Below are 18371 nucleotides of genomic sequence, written 5' to 3' on the forward strand. Positions count from 1 at the left end.
GCAGCAAGAGAAAAGCCGCCCTCGGGCGGCTTTTTTGATGGCGTCCGTCGCTGCAGGCGGCGCTCAGCCGGCCAGCAGCGTGTTGACACGCCTGACGTAAGCGCTGGGGTCGTCGAGCTGCCCGCCTTCTGCCAGCAGTGCCTGGTCGAACAGGATGTGGGCGAGGTCATCGAAGCGCTCACTGCCATCCAGCCGCTTGACCAGCGCGTGCTCGGCGTTGATCTCCAGCACCGGCTTGCTGTCGGGCGCACTCTGGCCGGCCTGTTTCAGCAGTCGGGCGAGGTGGCCACTCATGTCGCCCTCCTCGCTGACCAGGCAGGCAGGCGAATCGACCAATCGGGTCGTCACCCGCACGTCCTTGGCCTTGTCCTTCAGCGCTTCCTTCAGGCGGTCGAGCAGCGGCTTGATCGCTGAGGCCGTCTCCTCGGCCTTCTTCTTCTCTTCCTCGTCCTGCAGCTTGCCGAGGTCGACCGCGCCCTTCGCGACGCTCTGCAGCGGCTTGCCGTCGAACTCGTTGAGGTGGCTCAGCATCCACTCGTCGACACGGTCGGCCAGCAACAGCACCTCGATGCCTTTCTTGCGGAAGATCTCGAGCTGCGGGCTGTTGCGCGCGGCGGCCAGCGTGTCGGCGGTAATGTAGTAGATCGCCTCCTGGCCTTCCTTCATGCGGCTGACGTAGTCGGCGAAGGACACGCCCTCGTCGGCATGCGTCGACGCGAAGCGCAGCAGCTTCGCCAACCGCTCACGGTTGGCGTGGTCCTCGCCGACGCCTTCTTTCAGAACCGCGCCGAACTCCTTCCAGAAGGCGTCATACCTGTCCTTCTGGTTCTCGGCCAGGTCTTCCAGCATGGCGAGCACACGCTTGGTCGACCCTTCGCGGATGGCCTTCACGTCGCGGCTTTCCTGCAGCAACTCGCGCGAGACGTTGAGCGGCAAGTCGGCCGAGTCGATCACGCCCCTGACAAAGCGCAGGTAAACCGGCATCAGTGCTTCGGCGTCCTCCATGATGAAGACGCGCTTGACGTACAGCTTCACGCCGCCGCGCTTGTCGCGATTCCAGAGGTCGAACGGCGCCTTGGCAGGAATGAACAGCAGCTGTGTGTACTCGCTGCGGCCTTCGACCCGATTGTGGGTGTACGCCAGCGGCGGCTCGGTGTCGTAGCTGAGCTGCTTGTAGAAATCGTGATACTGCTCTTCGGTCAACTCGCTCTTCGCACGCGTCCACAGGGCTGCCGCTTGGTTGACGGTTTCCCACTCGTCTTTCTGGACGTACTCGCCCTTTTCCTGGTTCCACTCCTCCTTGCGCATCAGGATGGGCAGCGAGATGTGGTCGGAGTAGCGGCTGATGATGGACTTCAGCTTCCAGCTGCTCAAGAACTCTGCGTCGCTGTCGCGCAGGTGCAGGATCACGTCGGTGCCGCGCTTGTCGCGCGTGATCGTCTCGACCTGGAAATCGCCGGTGCCTTCGCTGCTCCAGCGCACGCCGTCCTCGGGCTTGAGGCCGGCACGGCGCGACTCGACGGTGATGCGATCAGCCACGATGAAGCCGCTGTAGAAGCCGACGCCGAACTGGCCGATCAGTTGGGCGTCCTTTTTCTGGTCGCCTGAAAGCCTGTCCATGAACTCCCGGGTGCCGCTCTTGGCAATCGTGCCGAGATTGGCGATGGCCTCGTCAGCGGACAGGCCGATGCCGTTGTCGCTGATGGTGATCGTCTTCGCGTTGCTGTCGAAGCCGACGCGCACCTCCAGGTTGGGCTGATCCTCATAGACCGAGTTGTCGTTCAGTGCCTCGAACCGCAGCTTGTCGCACGCGTCCGACGCGTTGGAGATCAGCTCGCGCAGGAAAATCTCCTTGTTCGAGTAGAGCGAGTGCGCAACCAGGTACAGGAGCTGCTTCACTTCGGCTTGGAATGACAGGGTCTGCTTGTCCATGACGTGTCCCGAGTTGTTGGATTTAAGGGTTGCGGCGGCAAAGAATAGGGGCGGTACGCCCGGTTTCAAGGGCAGCGGCCGTGCCAAATGAAAACGCCGGCGTACCGCCGGCGTCGTGGCGGACGCAGGCGGCCTAACGGCCGCGCAGATGCGCAGGCGCCTCGAGCTTCTTGGCCAGTAGCGACAGCACCAGCGTCAGCACCAGATACATCACCGAGATCGCCAGATACGGCTCCCAGTAGCGCGAATAGGCCCCCGCCACCGTGCGTGCGGCGAGCGCCAGCTCGGCCAACCCGATCGCGGAGACCAGCGACGAATCCTTGATCAGCGTGACGCCCTCGTTCACGAGGGGCGGCACCATGCGACGAAACGCCTGCGGCAGGATCACGAAACGCATGCTCTGGGCGTGCGTGAGGCCGAGGCTGTACGCGGCCTGGGTCTGCCCGGTGTGGATGGACTGGATGCCGGCCCGGAAGATCTCGGAGATGTAGGCGCCGGCATTGAGTGTCAGGGCCAGCGCGCCCGAAAAGAAGGCACCGTGCTCCTGGCGGAAGCGGATCGCTGCGTCACCGGAGAGCAGCAAGCCGTGCTCGGGCTGGATCAGCGTGGGCATCAGCGCGAAATGCACCAGCAGGATCTGCACGAACAGGGGCGTGCCGCGGAAGAAGGTGACGTACGCCAGCGTCAGCCACTGGGCCGGTTTCAGCAGCGCAAGCGCCAGCACCGATTTCGGCGGTGGCGCATTGCGCGAGCTGCTGACGAGTCCGAGCACCAGGCCCAGCGCCAGACCTGCCGTGATGGCCACCAACGTGAGCTTGATGGTCATCCACAGGCCGGCGGTGAACAGCGGCACGTAGCCGGACAGGATCTCCCAGCGCAAATCCACGATATGGACTTCCCGGCCCGGCCGTCTCAGTTGGACGCCGCGGCAGCGGGCGCCTCAGCGGGCTTGGCGCCGAAGTGCTTCGCGTAGATCTGGTCGTAGGTGCCATCGGCCTTGATGTCGGCCAAGCCCTTGTTCAGCTTCTCGAGCAGTTCGGTGTTGCCCTTGCGCACCGCCAGACCGTATTGCTCGGCGGGGAAGGCGTCGTCGCTGACGGTCTTGAACTTCGCACCGGTGTTGTTGGCGACGTAGTTCTCGACCACGCCGTTGTCGGCCACCACGGCATCCACGCCGCCGGCTTGCAGTTCCTGCAGTGCGAGCGGGGTCGACTCGAAGCGCTTGACGTTGGTGCTGTTCTTGCCCAGCAGCTGGGTCACGACCTCGTCACCGGTGGTACCGGTCTGCACGCCGACTTTCAGCTTCTTCAGGTCGGCGAACTTCGCGACCTTGGAGTTCTCGCGCACGGCGATCAGCTGGCGGGCGTCGAAGTACGGGTTGGAAAAGTCCATCGTCTGCTTGCGCTCTTCGGTGATCGTGATCGACGAGACGAGGAAGTCGCGGTCGCCTTGCTGCAACGTGTTGAAGATGCCTTCCCACGGTGTGTTGACGAACTTGACCTCGAAGCCGCCCTTCTGCGCGATCGCGCTGACCACGTCGATGTCGAAGCCGACGATTTCGCCCTTCTCGTTTTGCGACTCGAAGGGTGCGTAGGCGGCGTCGGTGCCGACCACATAAACCTTGGCGGGTGCGGGCGCCGGGGCCGAAGCCTCGGTCGTGGGTGCCGGAGCCGGCGCCGGCTCAGGCTGCTTGCCGCAGGCCGCAAGCACCAGGCCTGCCGCCAGCATGGCGGCGCGTTGCCACAGGGGGGTCGAAACAAGACTCAAGGTGTGCATGAGAGGAAACCTCGTCAGATTCGGAAAACCGTCATTTTGACCGTTTTGAACACAAAAAAAGGCCGCCGGCGCAGGCCGGCGGCAGTTCAATCAAATCGCCGTTAGGCGACAAAACAACGTTTTGTTCGGCTCAGGGCTCGACAAACACGGCAACCGTGCGGGCGGGAACGGTGAAAGTACCGCTTGCGCTCGCAAAGCCGGCCGTCTTCACCCGCGGGTCGCTGCCAGCTGCCAGCAGGGGATGCAGCATGACGGTCTTGCCGGCGTAGCCCGCCACCGGATAGCTTTGCACCGCGGTGCCGGCGTTGACCAGCACGACAACGCTGGCGTACTTGCCGTCGCCGCAGGCGCCGCCGCCCGCCTTCTGGCCGGCGATGCGCATCACGACCAGGCCGTCCCGCTGGCTCGCCTGGTCGGGGAAGCTCACGCAGGCCTTCACGTCGTCGCCGGTGCGCAGGCGCAGCATGGTACTGTCCTTGCGCACCCGCATCAGATCCATGACGGCCTCGCGTGCGGCCACCACCGGGGCCGCCCCAGGCCGGATCGCAGCATTGCTGAGGAACGGCTTCATCAACTCCCAGCCTTCGGCGTTCTTCTCTGCCGGCGGCAGCCCCATCTCGCCGAAGTAGTGGGTCGTGGCCGTCCAGTCGATGCGGTTGAACCAGTCGCCGGAGTTGTAGCTGTCGCGGTCCATCGACTTCGAGCGCAGCAACTCGTCGCCGGCGTGAATGAAGGGCACGCCCTGGCCCATCAACACCGTGCCGAGCGCCACCACTTGCGCGCGCGCACGGTCCTCGGGGCTGACCGTCGACGCATGCTTGAACTGGCCGATGTCGAACAGGGTTTCGCCATCGTGCACCCCGGCATAGTTGACGATCTCCTGTGGATCGCTCGTGTAACCGGCGGGCTGGCCGCCATAGTCGTAGTCGGACGCCGGCTTGCCATCGAGCATGAAGTCGCGCAGGCTGCCGGCCATTCCCAACCGGATCAAGTTTTGCCGGCCATGCAGATCGACGCGCTGCTCGTCGGTGCAAGGGCCGCTGTTGAGGGTGTTGTTGTCGTAGCAGCGGCCGCTGACGAAGCCCTGGTTCTTCACCATGTCCTCGCCCACGTCGAAGGGCCCGCCACCGCGGATCGCATCGCGGATGCGATCGCTGAACGAGCCGATGCCGGTGCCGGCCAGATGGGCCTGGCGCGCCTGCACGAACTGGCGGTCGTTCTCGACCTCGCCGAAGTTCCAGGCCTCGCCGTAGTAGTACAGCGGGCGGCCGGCGGCCGCGTCGGTTTCCGCCTGCGCCCGGACCATCGCGCTCTTCGGAATGTGGCCCATGATGTCGAAGCGGAATCCATCGATCGCATACTGCTGCGCCCACACCTTCAGCGTGTCGAGCATCAGCTTCTCCATCATCGCGTACTCGGGCGCGGTGTTCTCGCAGCAGGTACTCTTTTCGATGAAGCCATCCGCGTTGAGGCGGTAGTAGTAGCCCGGCACGATCCGGTCGAGGAAGTTGCCGCTGGTGTGGTTGTAGACCACGTCCATCACGACACGCAGGCCGACCCCGTGCAACGCTTGCACCATCTCGCGGAACTCGCGCACGCGCACCGCGCCATCGGTGGCGTCTGTCGCGTAGCTACCTTCCGGCGCGCCGTAGTGCCGCGGGTCGTAGCCCCAGTTGAAGCAGTCCTCATCCTTGACCGCGCTGACGGCCGCCTGCGGCGCCTCGCTGATGGCGCCCGCGGCGGCCACGACCGGATTGACGCAATCGACCTCGTCGATCGTGTTGATGTCGAAGACCGGCAGCAGGTGCACGTGGGTCAGCCCCGCACCGGCCATCGCCTGCAGGTGGGTGATGCCGTCGGAACCTGCCACGGTGAAGGCCTTGTACTTGCCGCGCAAGGCGGCCGGGACGGTCGAGTCGTTGACCGAGAAGTCGCGCAGGTGCAACTCGTACAGCACGCTGTCTTCGGGCGCGTCGAGGGCCGGAACCGCGTGGCCGTCCCAGCCGGCCGGCTTGAAAGTCGCCTCGCTCAGGTCGGCGACCATTGCGGCCTGGCTGTTCGCGTTCAGCGTGACGGCATAGGGGTCGGTCACCTCGTTGGTGATCAGGGCCGAGTCGGCGCGCGAGTACACCTCGACGCTGTAGGTGTAGTAGGCGCTGTTGGTCCAAGCCTTGTCACCCGCGACGCTCCAGATGCCGCTGTCGGCATCGAACATCATCGGCAGCGTCGAGCCGCCCACGATCTTGAGCGAGACGGACCGCGCGGTCGGCGCCCACAGGCGGAAGACGGGCGTGCCGTCCGTCGCAAAGCTGACCCCGAGCGCCTGGGTCACCGCTTGTGCTGCATAGACATCGTCGAGTACACCCTGCGTCTGCAGCAGGGTCGCACCGGCCACTCGGCCGTCGACCTCGCGGGTCAGGACGAGCTGCCCTTTCAGCCATGCCGGCACTTGTGGCAAGGCGTCGGCAGGCAACTCGAACGCAGGCGCCGATGCGACGTGGCGAAAGCGCTCCTTGAGCGTGTCGCTCAGCGCTCCGGCGGTCAACTCGATGGCTCCATCGGCGCCGCTGACACCCGACGCAGCGACCGTGATGCCGCCATCCGCCGCGTGGTGAAGCCTGAAGCGGCCCTCCGTCGCCACACCGGGCCATGCGATCGTGCCGCGGGCCAGCCACAGGCCGCGCGCGGTCGACAGGTTCAAACCGCTGGCAGCACCGGCGCTGTCATAGACGCTGCAGTCGCCCTGCTTGAGCCAGATCTCCTGCCCCTCGGTGGCGACGTCCGTCGCGAAGCCGGCGCTGCGGTCGCAGTCGCCGTCCTTGTCGCCGTTCGCGTTGTTGAGCAGGAAGTCCATCTTGCCCAGCGCGGTGTTCAGCGGGATGTCGACATAGCCGCCGTATCCGTCGGTGCTGGAAAACACGTAGCGCGGCGAGCCGGGCCAGCCGCTCGACGGCGTCGAGGGGCCGGACCACGAGTACACGGCCCAGTCGGCATATGTCTCGTCGGCGCGCTGGTAGTGCACCCGCATCGTCGCGGCCGGCACCGGGTTGCCGTTGTCGTCGTCGTCCGAGGACCCGCTCCCACCGCCACAAGCCGCGAGCCACGCTGCCGCAGCGACGCAGGCGCCCACCGTCAAGGCCCGGCGCCAGCCGGACTTGATCGCACTGTGCATGTCTGTCTCCTGGGTCGGCTCGGGAGCTTGTAGTGATATGACGAACGCAAGAGAGGGCGAGCTGCCGCCGAGCCGTGGGAACGGATTCTCTTGAAGTAAAACTACAAGGTCAATCCACGTGTTTACCCGCACGCACGTGCAGTACCCGCTTGCACTCCAGCAAGAAGCTTGCTGAGCGGATTGGGAGGAACAGGCACTGGGACGACGGCGACCGCTGTAGTCGATGTAGTACAACTACTACGCCGTCATGACCTCATAGAACTCGATGGGCAGTTGATCCGGATCGGCGCAAAAGAAAAACTGCCGCCCGGTGTACTCGTCGAGCCGCACCTCTTCGCATGCGACCCCATGCGCCAGCAGGTGCTTGCGAGCCGCATCGATGCTGGCCACCGAGAAGGCAAGGTGCCGCAAGCCTCGTGCTTCCGGGCGACTTGGCCGCGGCGGAGCATCGGGAAAGGTGAACAGCTCGAGCCGCAGGCCGCCCGGACCATCGAGATCGACCTTCCACGAGCGGCGTGCCTCGCGGTAGTTCTCGGCGACCACCCGCAACCCCAGCACGTCGACATAGAAGCGCTTCGAGCGTTCGACGTCCGCGCCGATCAGCGCAACGTGATGCAGGCCTCGCAGCATGGCGTCGATCAGACGACCAGCTCGCCGCTCCAGCGCAAGCACTGCTGCCGCACCACTTCGGCCAGCAGATGCTCCTTGGCATGCACCTGCCGTGCCCAGGTCGCGTCGTTGCCGTAACGCTGCAGCTCGTTGCGCAGGTATCGCAGCGCACCGTCGGCCTTCAGGTCGATCGCGTGCTGCTCGATCGCCCCCATCGTGAACAGGATGTCCTCCCGCAAGGAGCGGTGCTCGCCGGTCTTGGGATCGACGAAGGTGCCCTCGGGACCGAACCGGCAGGCCTGAAAACGGTTGAAGGTGTAGACAAGGTAGTCGTCCTCGGCCAGTTCGAACGGCTTCTCCTTCGTCAACCAGCTGGCGACACACTGAATGTATGCCGCCAGCGCTGCGGCCTTCTCGATCGTCAGCGGCGTATCGAGCACCCGGACCTCGATGGTGCCGAACTCCGGCTTGGGGCGGATGTCCCAGTAGAAGTCCTTCATGCTCTGGACCACGCCGGTGCGCGTCATCTTGCCGAAGAAGGTGCCGAAATCGTCCCAGGTCGTCACGAAGGGTGCGCGCCCGGACAGCGGAAACGCGAACACCGAGTTCAGCCGCGCCGAGTGAAAGCCCGTGTCGGTACCCTGCACATAGGGCGACGAGGCCGACAGTGCGATGAAGTGCGGAATGAAGCGCGACATGCCGTGCAGCAGCACCAGCGCCTCGTCGGGACCGGGACAGCCGACGTGCACGTGCTGGCCGAAAATCGTGAACTGCTTCGACAGATAACCGTACAGCTCCGACAGCATGTGAAAGCGCGGCGTGTTGAAGATGCGCCGTTCGCTCCAGTCCTGGAACGGGTGCGTGCCGCCGCCGCACAAGCCGACGTTGAGCTTGCGGGCGCAGTCCACCAGCGCCCCCCGGATCTCCGTCAGCTGTGCCAGCGCATCGCCATGGCTGGTGCACACGCCGGTCGACAGCTCGATCATGCTGTCGGTCATCTCCGGCTTCACGTCGCCGGGAATCTTGCGCTTGTTCATCAACCGCAGCAGGTCCACTGCACTGGGCGACAGGTCGTAGTCGTGCGTGTTGACGATCGCCAGTTCCAGCTCGACCCCGAGGGTGAGCGGCTGCGAGGTGGCGAAGGCTTCGAGCGTCATGCGTTGTTTCTCCGTGAGCGCCGCTTCAGGTGCGACGTGCTGCGATCTCATGGGCGCCGCGCAACGCGGCAAGCACCGCCAATGCACCCAGCAGCTCCATGATCGCGATCGAGCTGAGGGCGATCGGTGCCAGTTGCGCGGCAAAGCCGGCGTGCGACCCTTGCAGGTCCGCGTACATCACCAGCGCGGTGGCCGACAGCGGCGTCAGTGCGAGGCTCAGGCCGACACCCTGGCGCAGCGACTGACCGCTGAACCAGCCGAGCGTGAACACCGCAGCGGCCTTTGCCGCACCGCGCGCAGCCATCGCTGCCAGCGCGATCAGCCCACCGGTGGCCAACCCCTCGACCGACCACGACGAGCCGACGATCACGAACAGCATCAGCACCAGCACGCCGCCGGCCGTGCCGAAGTGACGTGGCCACACCCAGGGCCGCTGCGTCGAGTTGCGCAGCCACAGGCCGGCCATCAGGGGCACCAGCAACGTCGACAGTCCAAAGGTTTTGGTCAGCGCGAGCGCGAAGGTGATCAGGCCCAGCAGCAGCAGCGTCGAGTTCTCGTTGCGCAGGTCCAGGCCCCGCGCCACGCGAGCCACGGCGTAGCCGAGCAGGCCGGCCACGACGAAGGAGCCGATGAAGACGTACAGCGGTTGCACGATGGCCTGCACCGGGTTCTGCCCCTGGTCCAGGTCCAGCCAGGCGAGCAGCAGCTTGCTCGCGAACACCCCGTACAGCGTGTTGAGCGCCGCCATCATCGAAACCCGTTCGGTCACCTGCCCTTCTGCACCAAACTCTGAGGCAACACGCGCGATCACCGCCGGCGAGGCTGGCACGGCCAGCACCCCGACCGCAGCCGACGAAGCCACATCCAGCCCGACATAGCGCATCACCAGATAGACCACGATGAAGGTGAGCAGCGACTCCGCCAAGCTGGTCAGCAGCAGGAACGGGTTGGTGCGCAGCCAGCGCAGGTGGATGCGTGCACCCAGCTCGAACAGCAGCAAGGCCAGCGCCAAGTCAAGGATCAGCCGGACCGCCGGCGGAATCTCGCCGCTGGCGACACCATAGCCGGCCGCCGCCACGCCCATGCCCACCAGCGAATAGCCGACGATGCGCGGCAAGCCCAGGAAACGGAACACCGCCTCCCCGATCAGTGCGCCGGCGATGACCACCAGCGACATTCCCAGCAGGGTGCTGGCGGCGGACCAGTTGACGGCCACCCCCAGAAAGGACTGCGCCTGCATCAGCTCGTCCACCATCGCAAAAGCTCCTTGTTGTTCATCATGTCAACGCTGCCGGTCGAGAAGCGTTGTGGTGTTGTCCTGCCCCGAAGGGGATGTGCTCCTGTCGGCCAAGTCAAACGATCGCCACACTCCGTGCCCAGCATGCCTGCTCCGACCGCATTGACCCTAGACGTTCCAGACGCAGCCTCCCACGGCAATCGAGGTGCCGGCTCGACCCCGCCCGACACGGACTGGCCCGCAGCGGCCGGCGCGACGCTGGCGCCCGGGGTGCTGCAATCGCTGCGCAGCTTCCGGTTGATCGTCCGTTCGATCAAGCGCCATTTCCAGCACGTACAGGACGCCACCGGGCTCAGCGGGTCCCAATTGTGGTGCCTGTCCGCGGTGCACGTGTCCCCGGGCGTGCGCGTGACACAGCTCGCGCGCGCACTCGGTATCCAGCAGGCCACCTGCAGCAACCTCGTCGAAACACTGGAACGGCGCGGCTTGATCGAACGCCACCGGGACCCAAGCGATCAGCGCGCCGTGGCGCTCTACCTGTCACCCGAGGGCACTCGGCTGGCACGGTGTGCTCCCGAACCGGTGAGCGGCATTCTGCCCGACGCGCTGAGCCGGCTCGAACCGGACGCGCTCCAAGAGCTGAACACTCTGCTCGAGCGCGTCATCGCGTTGATGGGCAAAACCGGCCAGCCCGCGCGGCCGGCCACTTGAGCAAAAGGCGGATCGCCAAAAAAATCCCCCGCACACGGCGGGGGAAACGCTTCTTGGCCGCTGCGCGGCACTCGGAAAGCTCCCGACTCCCACGCAGACCCGCTTATCGTAGCCTGAAACATTTGTGCCTATCCATTAACCGTGCAAGCAGGTGCAGTTTGAGCCGCCCTACGGGCGCCCCGGGCACAAAGTGCTCTTTCACGGCCCTGTTTTCGCGGCTTCTGTCACAACCCATGGGGTCGACTTGAAACATCAATCCCGCCGGCTTTCCCCCTGATGGGTGGGTCCGACCCAAGGGCAAGCCGCTCCCGGCACAATCCGCTTCCTCAAATCCAAACAGGGAAGGACTGCCGCATGAGCGACAAGATGAGCAAGAGCGAATGGGTGGAGCGCTGCGCTGCCCGCCTGCTCGCCCGAAAACCGGCCATGGAAAGCGCGGCCGCCATCGACCTGGCCCAGCATGTCTGGGCCTCTGCACGTGAGTGGCTCGACCCGGAGCATGCCGCCGACATGGAGTTGCGCAACTGGAGCGACCTGGAGACCGCATAGCGCCCGATACCGCTGCCGCCCTAGAGGGCGGTGGCACGGCAAACAAAAAGGCCGGTCAGTGACCGGCCTTTTTGCTGCCAGACAGATGCGGTGCACCTGCCTCGGATTTGGTTGCGGGGGCACGATCTGGTGGTTGTCTACGGCTTCGATACTGAGCGGTAGCGCCCTCCCGCTCAAAGGATCTACCGCTCTGGCGAGAAAGCGACTCCACGCCGCATGTTTGCCGCCCGCCTGCAGGAGCATGTATGCACGCAGCGCACGCCACAAGACATGCCAAACCGTAGACGCAGCCGCCCTCACCCTCAGGGACATCCGGGACCTCCCACCAAAGGTGCTAGAGCCCGCCCGTATGCTGAGAGGGCGGCCGTACTTGCTTGCCTATTGACGGGTTCGTCAATAGATGATCAAATCTGGCTGTCTGTCGCCCTCCTATCTATCCGAGGGTGGCAGACCACTGCCCCCTCTTTAGGGGGCTTATCTATTTCTGGGGGCCCTCCATGAATCGCTTCGTCGTGATGGTCGACGCCGGCTACCTGCTACGCCAGTCAATCGAAATCGTCTCGAAGAAGGCCAGCACACTTCGTGCAGACTTGGAGATCTCCGATCCGACTGCATTGATCAAGGTCCTCGTCGACAAATCTAAGGCGACGCTGGACCTCTCGGGCAAAGAGTTGTTGCGCGTGTATTGGTATGACGGCGTCATGGCACAGGGCTACACGCCGCAGCAACGCGCGATTGTCAATGTCGACGATGTACAGTTCCGCGCCGGCACCATCAACGGGCGAGGTCAGCAAAAGGGAGTGGACTCGCTGATCGTCACCGATCTGATCGAACTCACCTCACACCGCGCGGTTTGCGACGCTGTCTTGGTAACCGGGGATAGCGATCTCGCGGTAGGAATCGAGATTGCACAGAGGCGCGGCGTGCGCATCGCCGTACTGGGGGTCGAGGATCTCGCTTTAGGCGTGTCGCATCATCAAAGCTTCGAGATCACTAGCCGCGCAGACCGCGTTGGAATGCTTGGTGACGCCGACTTCGCCCCATGTCTGAAATTTTCGCCTGCAAAACCCAGCGGGCCCAATGCACCGGCTTCCGCCCCGAACGCAGTCCCTGGAGTTCGATCGCAAACTCTGCCACCAGCTACTGCAACACCAATCGACAAAGCGGCCATCGAAGCGGCGGTGAAGGGATTCATTGGCCAGCAAGCGAGCCCTCTCACTGGTGCTGTCGACCCCGTCACCAAGCGGATTGATGCGACCATTGATCGCGCCCTCGTCCATCACGTATACACCGCGCTGGCGCATGGGCAGTTGAGCGGGGAGGAGAAGGTGTACGCGCGGCAAATCTTCCGTTCGCAGGTTTAGCGCTCAGCGAAGCAGACGGACGTTAACAGGCGTCATTGCGCGCCTGCGGATGGATGAAAGGAGGGCCACCGGGAGGTGGCCCTGAGTCTGCCGGATTAGGCCCGGTCGTAGACCGGCGCGCCCGGCGCGATGCGTTTCACCGCTTCGATGCCGGCTTGCGCAGCCTGCTTGGTCGTGTAGACCTCGGAGTGACACAGCTTCTCACCGTTACCAGCCTTGAGGTGCCAAAAGTAGCCGCCGCCCTTGGCGCGGAAGATCTCGAACATGGGAGCTCCTAGTGTGGAAAAAAGCGGGAGCGCGCATGCGCCCCCGCGGGTCACGCGATCAGTGCACGCACTCGTAAAGGCTGAGGAGGTTGTTCGGATGCTCGCCATCCGCGACCGTCTTCAGGTACTTGTGGCCGTAACGGCTAACCGCCACGATCACGTCGACGATCCGGCCACCTGCCTTCACGAAGAACTGGTACCTACCCGCCTCGATACTCCGGACTGCTTCCTCCTGGCTCAGCTTCCAGTTGGTGCCGTTCGGATTTACCCCGCCGATCGCAGTGATGCGCTCGTGAGGGTTGTACCTATCGCTTTTGTTGACACATTTGATTTCGTGCCGTGAGGCCATTTTTATTACCCCTTTCAGGTAATAAGGGTGCCAAGGTCCGGTCCGGAGAAACCCTTCCTTGACGATAAAAACGGCCACCACTTACACTAGGAGTGCTACCACCTAGGGCTTTGTGGGCTCCGGCCTTCATTGCCTTGCATCGGGCCAGTCGTCTTCACAGGACGGCTGGCCTTTTGCTTTGTGGGGCGTCTACGCTGCTACTACGCTCTCCTTCAGCTTGTAAACGCCCTTGCGCTTGGGGACGCTCTCGATCAGTCCCGCCTGCTGCATGCGATAGAGCTTGTTCGCCAGCTTCCGCCGGTCCTCGGTGATGTGCTGGTGATCGCGGTAAAGGCCGACCATCAGTTCATCAAGGTTCGCGATGCCGTCAAAGCGGTCCTTCAGGGTCACGATGATCTTCTGCTCCAAATCGTCGAGCTTGACTGCCATGATCTGCTTGCGCAACGCCTCTGGCAGGTCAGACAAATCGCCCAGCCGTCGGCCAAGATCTTTAGGGATGGTGTCGTCGCTCATGATGGTGTCGCTCTCGATGGCATATTTTAGACCCAGGATTGCAACACGTGTCAAGTCATGTTCGCAATGCGTGTCGCGACACTCCCTTTTTTTATTGCAATCAAATCCTCTTGCGAGGAGGCCAACTTGACGATGACTATTCCGCAGTCACGCACCCTGAAATGGTGCGACGCACCATGGAGTGGTCTTCAAATCCCGTTCCAGGATCGTTTAAAGCTGCTTTATCGGGCGCACCTCTGACGCAACTGAGCACGTCGCCCTGGCACACACTCCGCACACCTGCTGGTCACGATCCACGCACGTGTACAGGCGTCTGTACGGCTTGCACCAGGCGCAAAGGCCTTGCATCCTCGAAAAATCAACAAGTTAGGAGCCGCCCAACCCAACCGGTCGCGGCAAATCATTCCAGGGACTCGTAGTCTTATCGAGGTCAAGCGATCCTTGATGAGAAGCACCCAGGTACTTGATGTGGCCAGTTCATGAGCGCCACGGCTTGTTAAAGTAGTGCTCTTGTTATCAAGTTATCTGACATATGGCTACATCTTCACACCCCAAAGCGGCTCGGGCCGGCCGGGGCGAGCGAGCGGCGGGCTACATCCAGCCTGGCAGAGTCGGCAAGAAGCCGCTTGTCGGCTACTTCAGTAAGGACGCCCACAAAGCTATCAAGCAGCTTGCACTTGATCTCGATCGCAAGGTCGAGGATTTGATGGGAGAAGCGTTTCACGATCTCCTTATCAAAGTCCACAGGTATCGCGAGGCAAAACTCTTCAGAGACTAGCGACACGCTAGAAAATGCGCACAGAGTGCAGACGGAAGCGTGCCAGCAAGTGAAGCGCGAGACGGGAGTGCTCTTCAATCTTCCATAAGTCGCCTGCTGCAATGCCCAAAGTGCAAAGCTAAGCCAGCGGAGTTCATCCTTCGTTGACGACGCACCGATTCAGGGGCACGACACATGATCGTGTGCACCCTAGTTGTGTCTCCGTCGGTGCCTGCCGACACACAAAGATCCTGTGGGAATGAGGAAGCGGGAGAACATTGACAGTTTTCATGTTGTGGAATTTCGGCCTCTGATCGCAGTCAGGTTTCGCAGAATGGAACGTGGAGGATTCGGCGACGCAAAGGAGCAGCACTCGCTGAGCGATGCCTCTTGGCCGAAAAACAGCTAGACGGCGGTGTCGCCGAGCGTTCACGTCCCAACTGGCCGTGAGACCGGTTGCACGGTCGTCCACGAGCCTCGCCGAGGTACGAAGCACATGCATAGCCCTTTGGGGCACCAAGCAGCTCCGAGTGCGCTACAGTCGCCCCGGCCGCACGGTTTCCTCGGTCAGTTTCGGTTCGTTGAGCAGCTTCGCCTTGTAAGACAGCAGTTCTTCCTCTGGCACGTCGAAGCGCTGCAGCCAGTCCTCCGCAGCCTTCCCCCGAATGCGCGGCTCCCCATCAGCGGAACCGCTGTGGATGTGCCCAATCTTCGGCGTGCGGACTTCCTTCAGCAGCATGTTCGGCAGTACGTAGAGTGCCGGCCTCGGGTCTTCACTGGCAAACGCGCCCTCCGCCTTGGGGCCTGCCTGAATCACCAGCCCGTTGCTGTATGGGTAGAGCGCAAACCATGTCCCGGGTAGCTCTGACTGAATTCGGAACATGCCGCCGATCTTCTCAACCATTTCGTTGTTGATCGCGGTGAGCCAAGACACCGTCTTGATGCCCTGGCGTAGGTCGTCGGCAAGCACAAATGCAGTGCCGATGTCCAGCCCGTAGATGTGCTCTGACAGGTAGGCCTCAATCGGTTCGTTGTCTTTGCGCCGTACGGCCGACAGGACCAGTCCGATACCGCCATGTCCATGGATCACCTTCAACTTGTCGGCGAAGGTCACAAACAATTGCTGGAAAGCTTGCGGGTTCTGATGGACGTAGAGAGGGGGCAGCGCAAAGCGCAGGATGGAAGGCCCGGCGTCCTTCATCTTCGCTCGCCATCCCCTGCGGCCCACGACCTCGAATTCCCAAGCACCTGCCTCGTGAGCTTCTTTCCCGCTGGTGTAGATGAAGCTGACGAGATCGTTCTCGCCCAAGCGTTTCATCATGTCCCGCATAGGCTTTGCATCCCGATAGGGCATCTTGTCCGGCCCTTCGGTGGGCGCCTCCCGCCACAACCAGGTCAGGTGTTCTTTCGCGAGCGCTTCGTACTGCTCAAAGCACTCGCAAATCGCGTCGCGAACGGCCTCGGTATGGGCGTTATCGAAGTAGAGCGTACCGAGCAGCGCCGGCACGGCTCCGACATAGTCCTGTTTGCCCTTCTTCGTCAGCAAGCCGCCCGGGATCTGCGCCTTGTCCCAGTTCTCGATCAGGAATTTCTCGTAGTCGAATGCTTCGGTCATGGCGTTCTCAGTAGGCAGGCACGGGCGTTGGGGCGCGCGGAGGTCTTCTCCCGAAGATGGTCAGCAGCATCCCCAGGATCGTGCCTATCGTGCCGATGTCTTCAACATCCACAGGCACCTTCGGTTTGTCGGGCTCCATCTTGTCGCAGTCGCACTTATCGGGCGTCAGTTCCACCATGTCAGCATCGCCTGCGATTCTCCGGTAGTCAGCATCCTGTTCACGGCTCACCGTGTCAGGCGGGAACTTGATTTCGACGACCTTCTTGATGTTGTCCTGCGTGGGCGGCTTCGTTGGGTCTTTGACGATGATGACATCCGGCCTTTTCACCATGCCCCTGCCCGGCTCGAACGGTGGATGCTCGGGGTCTTCAGGCCACCACTTCTTGAGCCATCCGGGCAACCAGTCATGCCCCTTCGTCTCGATAGTGCTGTCCATGATGGGCTCGGGCGGACTCTTCGTCATGTCGTAGTTGATCTCCGGCTTGTACGGACTGCGATGCTGTAAGGAAGCATCGAGTGCCCGGAGTTGCGCAGACACGCACACCTGCTTTAGCGACCGACCGTCTTTGCCCACGCCCGGCGTGTTCTTGCACTTGCAGATGGCCGTGCAAAGAACTTTCTTGTCGAGGTAGTCGAGTTCAGGTTCGTTGACCTTGACGACGGTCGTTGTTCCCTTCTTGGACATGCCCCCCGTTGCGAGTGGTCCCTGGTTGTCTCCGCTCATGCTTGTTCTTCTTCAACGATGTCAAAGGCCAGTGCTTCTGCTGCGTCTCGGTCCACCCACTGCGTGTAGCCTTCTGCGTCCGTTGCACCCGTCAGGTACTGACCACCGGTTGAGCGCACGCGCACGCTCTTCCCGGCGACGGGTTCGCCTGTGTCTCGATGCACAAGTTGGAAGCGACCGCGAAAACGATCCATCGCTTCATCGAGCGCTTCGTCTTGGTAGCTCGCGGCAAGGCCCTCGCCTACATCGCCGAAGCGCTCCACGGCACCGCCTGCATCGGCCGATCCGGCACCGCCGGAGGGGCTGGTTGTTGAAACGATCTGCGAGGCGATCAGCGTTGCGCCACAGGCGGTCTTGCAACCGTGGTACGCCGCCGGCGATCCGTCGATGACCATCGAGGCGTCACCGGTGACGATGGGGAACAGGCCACGGCATCCCTTCTTTGGGCAGGAGACCATGTCTCCAATGCGCGCGATGCGCTTGCCGTGTGTGTCTGTACTCTCGGACGCACCAACGACGGTGCCCTTGTGGCTGGTCTTGTCGCCGAGCACGACAAAGGGGATGCCCATTCCGATCCTCCGCTGATCTTTTGGGCGCCGATGGTAGTGCGCTATTCGCCCGATTTCCGCAACAGCAAGCAACTGAGGCCGAAAACCTGTCATGGTTGCCAGGGGCGGTCCGACTGCACCTGCCACTTGTCACCCCCCGAGCGCTTGGCGATTCACCGCGGTACCAACGGGTCAAGGCCGCGCGGTAACGCGCGCCCGGAGGGCTTGGCCTTGACGCGCTCCGTCGCACTTACGCTCCCGGCATGCGGTGCAAGGCGACTCCGACGCTTTGCATCGCATCCGAAGCCCATGCGTAAACGCTCCAGATGGCACTGGCCGGATTTCGATGGACTTCCCCCACCCCTATCCCCGCCCCACAGGGGCGGGGCAGTCCTCGCCGCCGGACGGGCTCGGGGGCCAGGCACAGCAGGGGCTTTGCCTGTCCCCGCCCGTTAGCGTCAGGGCGAATTCGGCCGCGTCAAGGGTTCGCTGCGCCGGGCGTTGCCCGCCCTTGACCCGACCAAATTCACCCACACCAACGCACTGAAGGAACGAACCCTCAGGTGCGAGGGAATCGATTGCCTTCTCCATGCGCGCTGTGGGTTCTTGACGCAGCTTGTCAGTCGCAGATGAACAACGGCGCTGGCAGCCGACGTCGGTCGCCCACCTTCTCAAACCAGAGGCTCTGGGTGGATCTCGATGGATCACAGCGGAATCGAGCCCATGCAGGCGCAGTTCATTGCAGCGGCTGCGCTCGCTCGATGTGTGCTGCGTTCCAGCTCTGAGCCTTGACGCCACCGTTCATGACGTTGTCAACTGACGGGTCCAAATGGGCTCCTTGTCCCCTCCGTTCCCCGGAGAAAAAGGCGTTCCAGTCGATACCTGCACCCCGGAGGCGCACTCCAGGCTGGACCAGAGCCGGCCGTCCCCCGCGCCCCACCCCAGAGGCTTTAGCCTCTTGCCGCTTGGCTTATTTTTCGTAGCCCTCGGGCTGCATGCTTCCAGTCCCGTCGTAGTTCGCTGCGCGGGGCATCTTGTCCAGCATCGGGCAGCAGTTCCCCCTGCCGCACCAATGCACCTTCCTGCGTCAGC

Annotated in this window: 17 protein-coding genes; 4 read left to right on the plus strand and 13 right to left on the minus strand. The window is 63.1% G+C overall.

Annotation, left to right across the window (positions count from 1 at the left end; translation table 11 throughout):
- Positions 1–63 precede the first annotated feature (63 nt).
- The 7 genes from htpG to M8A51_RS21475 all read right to left on the minus strand — a co-directional run bounded on the left by htpG (position 64) and on the right by M8A51_RS21475 (position 9901).
- The gene (gene htpG, locus M8A51_RS21445; protein WP_251780584.1) at positions 64–1932 is read right to left on the minus strand and encodes a molecular chaperone HtpG; all 1869 of its coding nucleotides are present in this window, start codon (positions 1930–1932) and stop codon (positions 64–66) included.
- A 133-nt stretch (positions 1933–2065) separates the two neighbouring features.
- Entirely contained in the window at positions 2066–2818 is a 753-nt protein-coding gene (locus M8A51_RS21450; RefSeq protein ID WP_251780585.1) for an amino acid ABC transporter permease, read from the minus strand.
- A 26-nt stretch (positions 2819–2844) separates the two neighbouring features.
- Complete coding sequence (locus M8A51_RS21455) at positions 2845–3708, minus strand: basic amino acid ABC transporter substrate-binding protein (RefSeq protein ID WP_251780586.1); 864 nt, start codon at positions 3706–3708, stop codon at positions 2845–2847.
- Between the two features lie 130 nt (positions 3709–3838).
- A complete protein-coding gene (locus M8A51_RS21460) occupies positions 3839–6880 on the minus strand; it encodes an alpha-1,6-glucosidase domain-containing protein (RefSeq protein ID WP_251780587.1) in 3042 nt (1013 codons plus the stop codon).
- 237 nt (positions 6881–7117) lie between these two features.
- Positions 7118–7510 carry an SMU1112c/YaeR family gloxylase I-like metalloprotein gene (gloA2, locus tag M8A51_RS21465; RefSeq protein ID WP_251780588.1) on the minus strand — a complete coding sequence of 131 codons (393 nt, stop codon included), beginning with the start codon at positions 7508–7510 and terminating at the stop codon, positions 7118–7120.
- A gap of 8 nt (positions 7511–7518) precedes the next feature.
- Entirely contained in the window at positions 7519–8646 is a 1128-nt protein-coding gene (locus tag M8A51_RS21470; RefSeq protein ID WP_251780589.1) for a YbdK family carboxylate-amine ligase, read from the minus strand.
- Positions 8647–8671: 25 nt separating this feature from the next.
- A complete protein-coding gene (locus M8A51_RS21475) occupies positions 8672–9901 on the minus strand; it encodes a cation:proton antiporter (RefSeq protein WP_251780590.1) in 1230 nt (409 codons plus the stop codon).
- 126 nt (positions 9902–10027) lie between these two features.
- Between M8A51_RS21475 and M8A51_RS21480 the strand changes: the two genes are divergently transcribed.
- The 3 genes from M8A51_RS21480 to M8A51_RS21490 all read left to right on the plus strand — a co-directional run bounded on the left by M8A51_RS21480 (position 10028) and on the right by M8A51_RS21490 (position 12507).
- Positions 10028–10594: a MarR family winged helix-turn-helix transcriptional regulator gene (locus tag M8A51_RS21480; RefSeq protein ID WP_251780591.1), complete on the plus strand. Its 567-nt coding sequence runs from the start codon at positions 10028–10030 to the stop codon at positions 10592–10594.
- Between the two features lie 354 nt (positions 10595–10948).
- On the plus strand, positions 10949–11143 hold the full coding sequence (locus M8A51_RS21485) for a hypothetical protein (RefSeq protein WP_251780592.1): 195 nt from the start codon (positions 10949–10951) through the stop codon (positions 11141–11143).
- Between the two features lie 497 nt (positions 11144–11640).
- A complete protein-coding gene (locus M8A51_RS21490) occupies positions 11641–12507 on the plus strand; it encodes an NYN domain-containing protein (protein WP_251780593.1) in 867 nt (288 codons plus the stop codon).
- 95 nt (positions 12508–12602) lie between these two features.
- Here the strand turns inward: M8A51_RS21490 and M8A51_RS21495 are convergent, their stop codons facing one another.
- The 3 genes from M8A51_RS21495 to M8A51_RS21505 all read right to left on the minus strand — a co-directional run bounded on the left by M8A51_RS21495 (position 12603) and on the right by M8A51_RS21505 (position 13635).
- Complete coding sequence (locus M8A51_RS21495; protein ID WP_251780594.1) at positions 12603–12773, minus strand: YegP family protein; 171 nt, start codon at positions 12771–12773, stop codon at positions 12603–12605.
- 58 nt (positions 12774–12831) lie between these two features.
- On the minus strand, positions 12832–13200 hold the full coding sequence (locus M8A51_RS21500) for a DUF3892 domain-containing protein (protein WP_251780595.1): 369 nt from the start codon (positions 13198–13200) through the stop codon (positions 12832–12834).
- Between the two features lie 111 nt (positions 13201–13311).
- Positions 13312–13635: a hypothetical protein gene (locus M8A51_RS21505; RefSeq protein WP_251780596.1), complete on the minus strand. Its 324-nt coding sequence runs from the start codon at positions 13633–13635 to the stop codon at positions 13312–13314.
- A gap of 532 nt (positions 13636–14167) precedes the next feature.
- On the opposite strand from M8A51_RS21505, the gene M8A51_RS26615 reads away from it, so the two are divergent.
- Positions 14168–14413: a ribbon-helix-helix domain-containing protein gene (locus tag M8A51_RS26615; protein WP_368408581.1), complete on the plus strand. Its 246-nt coding sequence runs from the start codon at positions 14168–14170 to the stop codon at positions 14411–14413.
- A 514-nt stretch (positions 14414–14927) separates the two neighbouring features.
- Here M8A51_RS26615 and M8A51_RS21515 read toward each other — a convergent pair.
- From M8A51_RS21515 to M8A51_RS21525, 3 genes are read right to left on the minus strand one after another with little or no spacing between them, the layout of a single operon-like run.
- Positions 14928–16007 carry a type VI immunity family protein gene (locus M8A51_RS21515; RefSeq protein WP_251780598.1) on the minus strand — a complete coding sequence of 360 codons (1080 nt, stop codon included), beginning with the start codon at positions 16005–16007 and terminating at the stop codon, positions 14928–14930.
- 7 nt (positions 16008–16014) lie between these two features.
- Complete coding sequence (locus M8A51_RS21520; RefSeq protein ID WP_251780599.1) at positions 16015–16731, minus strand: VRR-NUC domain-containing protein; 717 nt, start codon at positions 16729–16731, stop codon at positions 16015–16017.
- Positions 16728–17300: a PAAR domain-containing protein gene (locus tag M8A51_RS21525; protein WP_251780600.1), complete on the minus strand. Its 573-nt coding sequence runs from the start codon at positions 17298–17300 to the stop codon at positions 16728–16730. The genes M8A51_RS21520 and M8A51_RS21525 overlap by 4 nt, the downstream gene beginning before the upstream one ends.
- Positions 17301–18371 lie beyond the last annotated feature (1071 nt).

It is taken from the genome of Caldimonas mangrovi (genome assembly GCF_023721835.1).
Lineage (GTDB): Bacteria > Pseudomonadota > Gammaproteobacteria > Burkholderiales > Burkholderiaceae_C > Caldimonas > Caldimonas mangrovi.

Bases quoted from the DNA above. Each gene is read 5' to 3' on its own strand.
- htpG (WP_251780584.1), bottom strand. From the start codon at position 1,932: ATGGACAAGCAGACCCTGTCATTCCAAGCCGAAGTGAAGCAGCTCCTG.
- M8A51_RS21455 (WP_251780586.1), bottom strand. From the start codon at position 3,708: ATGCACACCTTGAGTCTTGTTTCGACCCCCCTGTGGCAACGCGCCGCC.
- M8A51_RS21460 (WP_251780587.1), bottom strand. From the start codon at position 6,880: ATGCACAGTGCGATCAAGTCCGGCTGGCGCCGGGCCTTGACGGTGGGC.
- gloA2 (WP_251780588.1), bottom strand. From the start codon at position 7,510: ATGCTGCGAGGCCTGCATCACGTTGCGCTGATCGGCGCGGACGTCGAA.
- M8A51_RS21470 (WP_251780589.1), bottom strand. From the start codon at position 8,646: ATGACGCTCGAAGCCTTCGCCACCTCGCAGCCGCTCACCCTCGGGGTC.
- M8A51_RS21475 (WP_251780590.1), bottom strand. From the start codon at position 9,901: ATGGTGGACGAGCTGATGCAGGCGCAGTCCTTTCTGGGGGTGGCCGTC.
- M8A51_RS21480 (WP_251780591.1), top strand. From the start codon at position 10,028: ATGCCTGCTCCGACCGCATTGACCCTAGACGTTCCAGACGCAGCCTCC.
- M8A51_RS21485 (WP_251780592.1), top strand. From the start codon at position 10,949: ATGAGCGACAAGATGAGCAAGAGCGAATGGGTGGAGCGCTGCGCTGCC.
- M8A51_RS21490 (WP_251780593.1), top strand. From the start codon at position 11,641: ATGAATCGCTTCGTCGTGATGGTCGACGCCGGCTACCTGCTACGCCAG.
- M8A51_RS21495 (WP_251780594.1), bottom strand. From the start codon at position 12,773: ATGTTCGAGATCTTCCGCGCCAAGGGCGGCGGCTACTTTTGGCACCTC.
- M8A51_RS21505 (WP_251780596.1), bottom strand. From the start codon at position 13,635: ATGAGCGACGACACCATCCCTAAAGATCTTGGCCGACGGCTGGGCGAT.
- M8A51_RS26615 (WP_368408581.1), top strand. From the start codon at position 14,168: ATGGCTACATCTTCACACCCCAAAGCGGCTCGGGCCGGCCGGGGCGAG.
- M8A51_RS21515 (WP_251780598.1), bottom strand. From the start codon at position 16,007: ATGACCGAAGCATTCGACTACGAGAAATTCCTGATCGAGAACTGGGAC.
- M8A51_RS21520 (WP_251780599.1), bottom strand. From the start codon at position 16,731: ATGAGCGGAGACAACCAGGGACCACTCGCAACGGGGGGCATGTCCAAG.
- M8A51_RS21525 (WP_251780600.1), bottom strand. From the start codon at position 17,300: ATGGGCATCCCCTTTGTCGTGCTCGGCGACAAGACCAGCCACAAGGGC.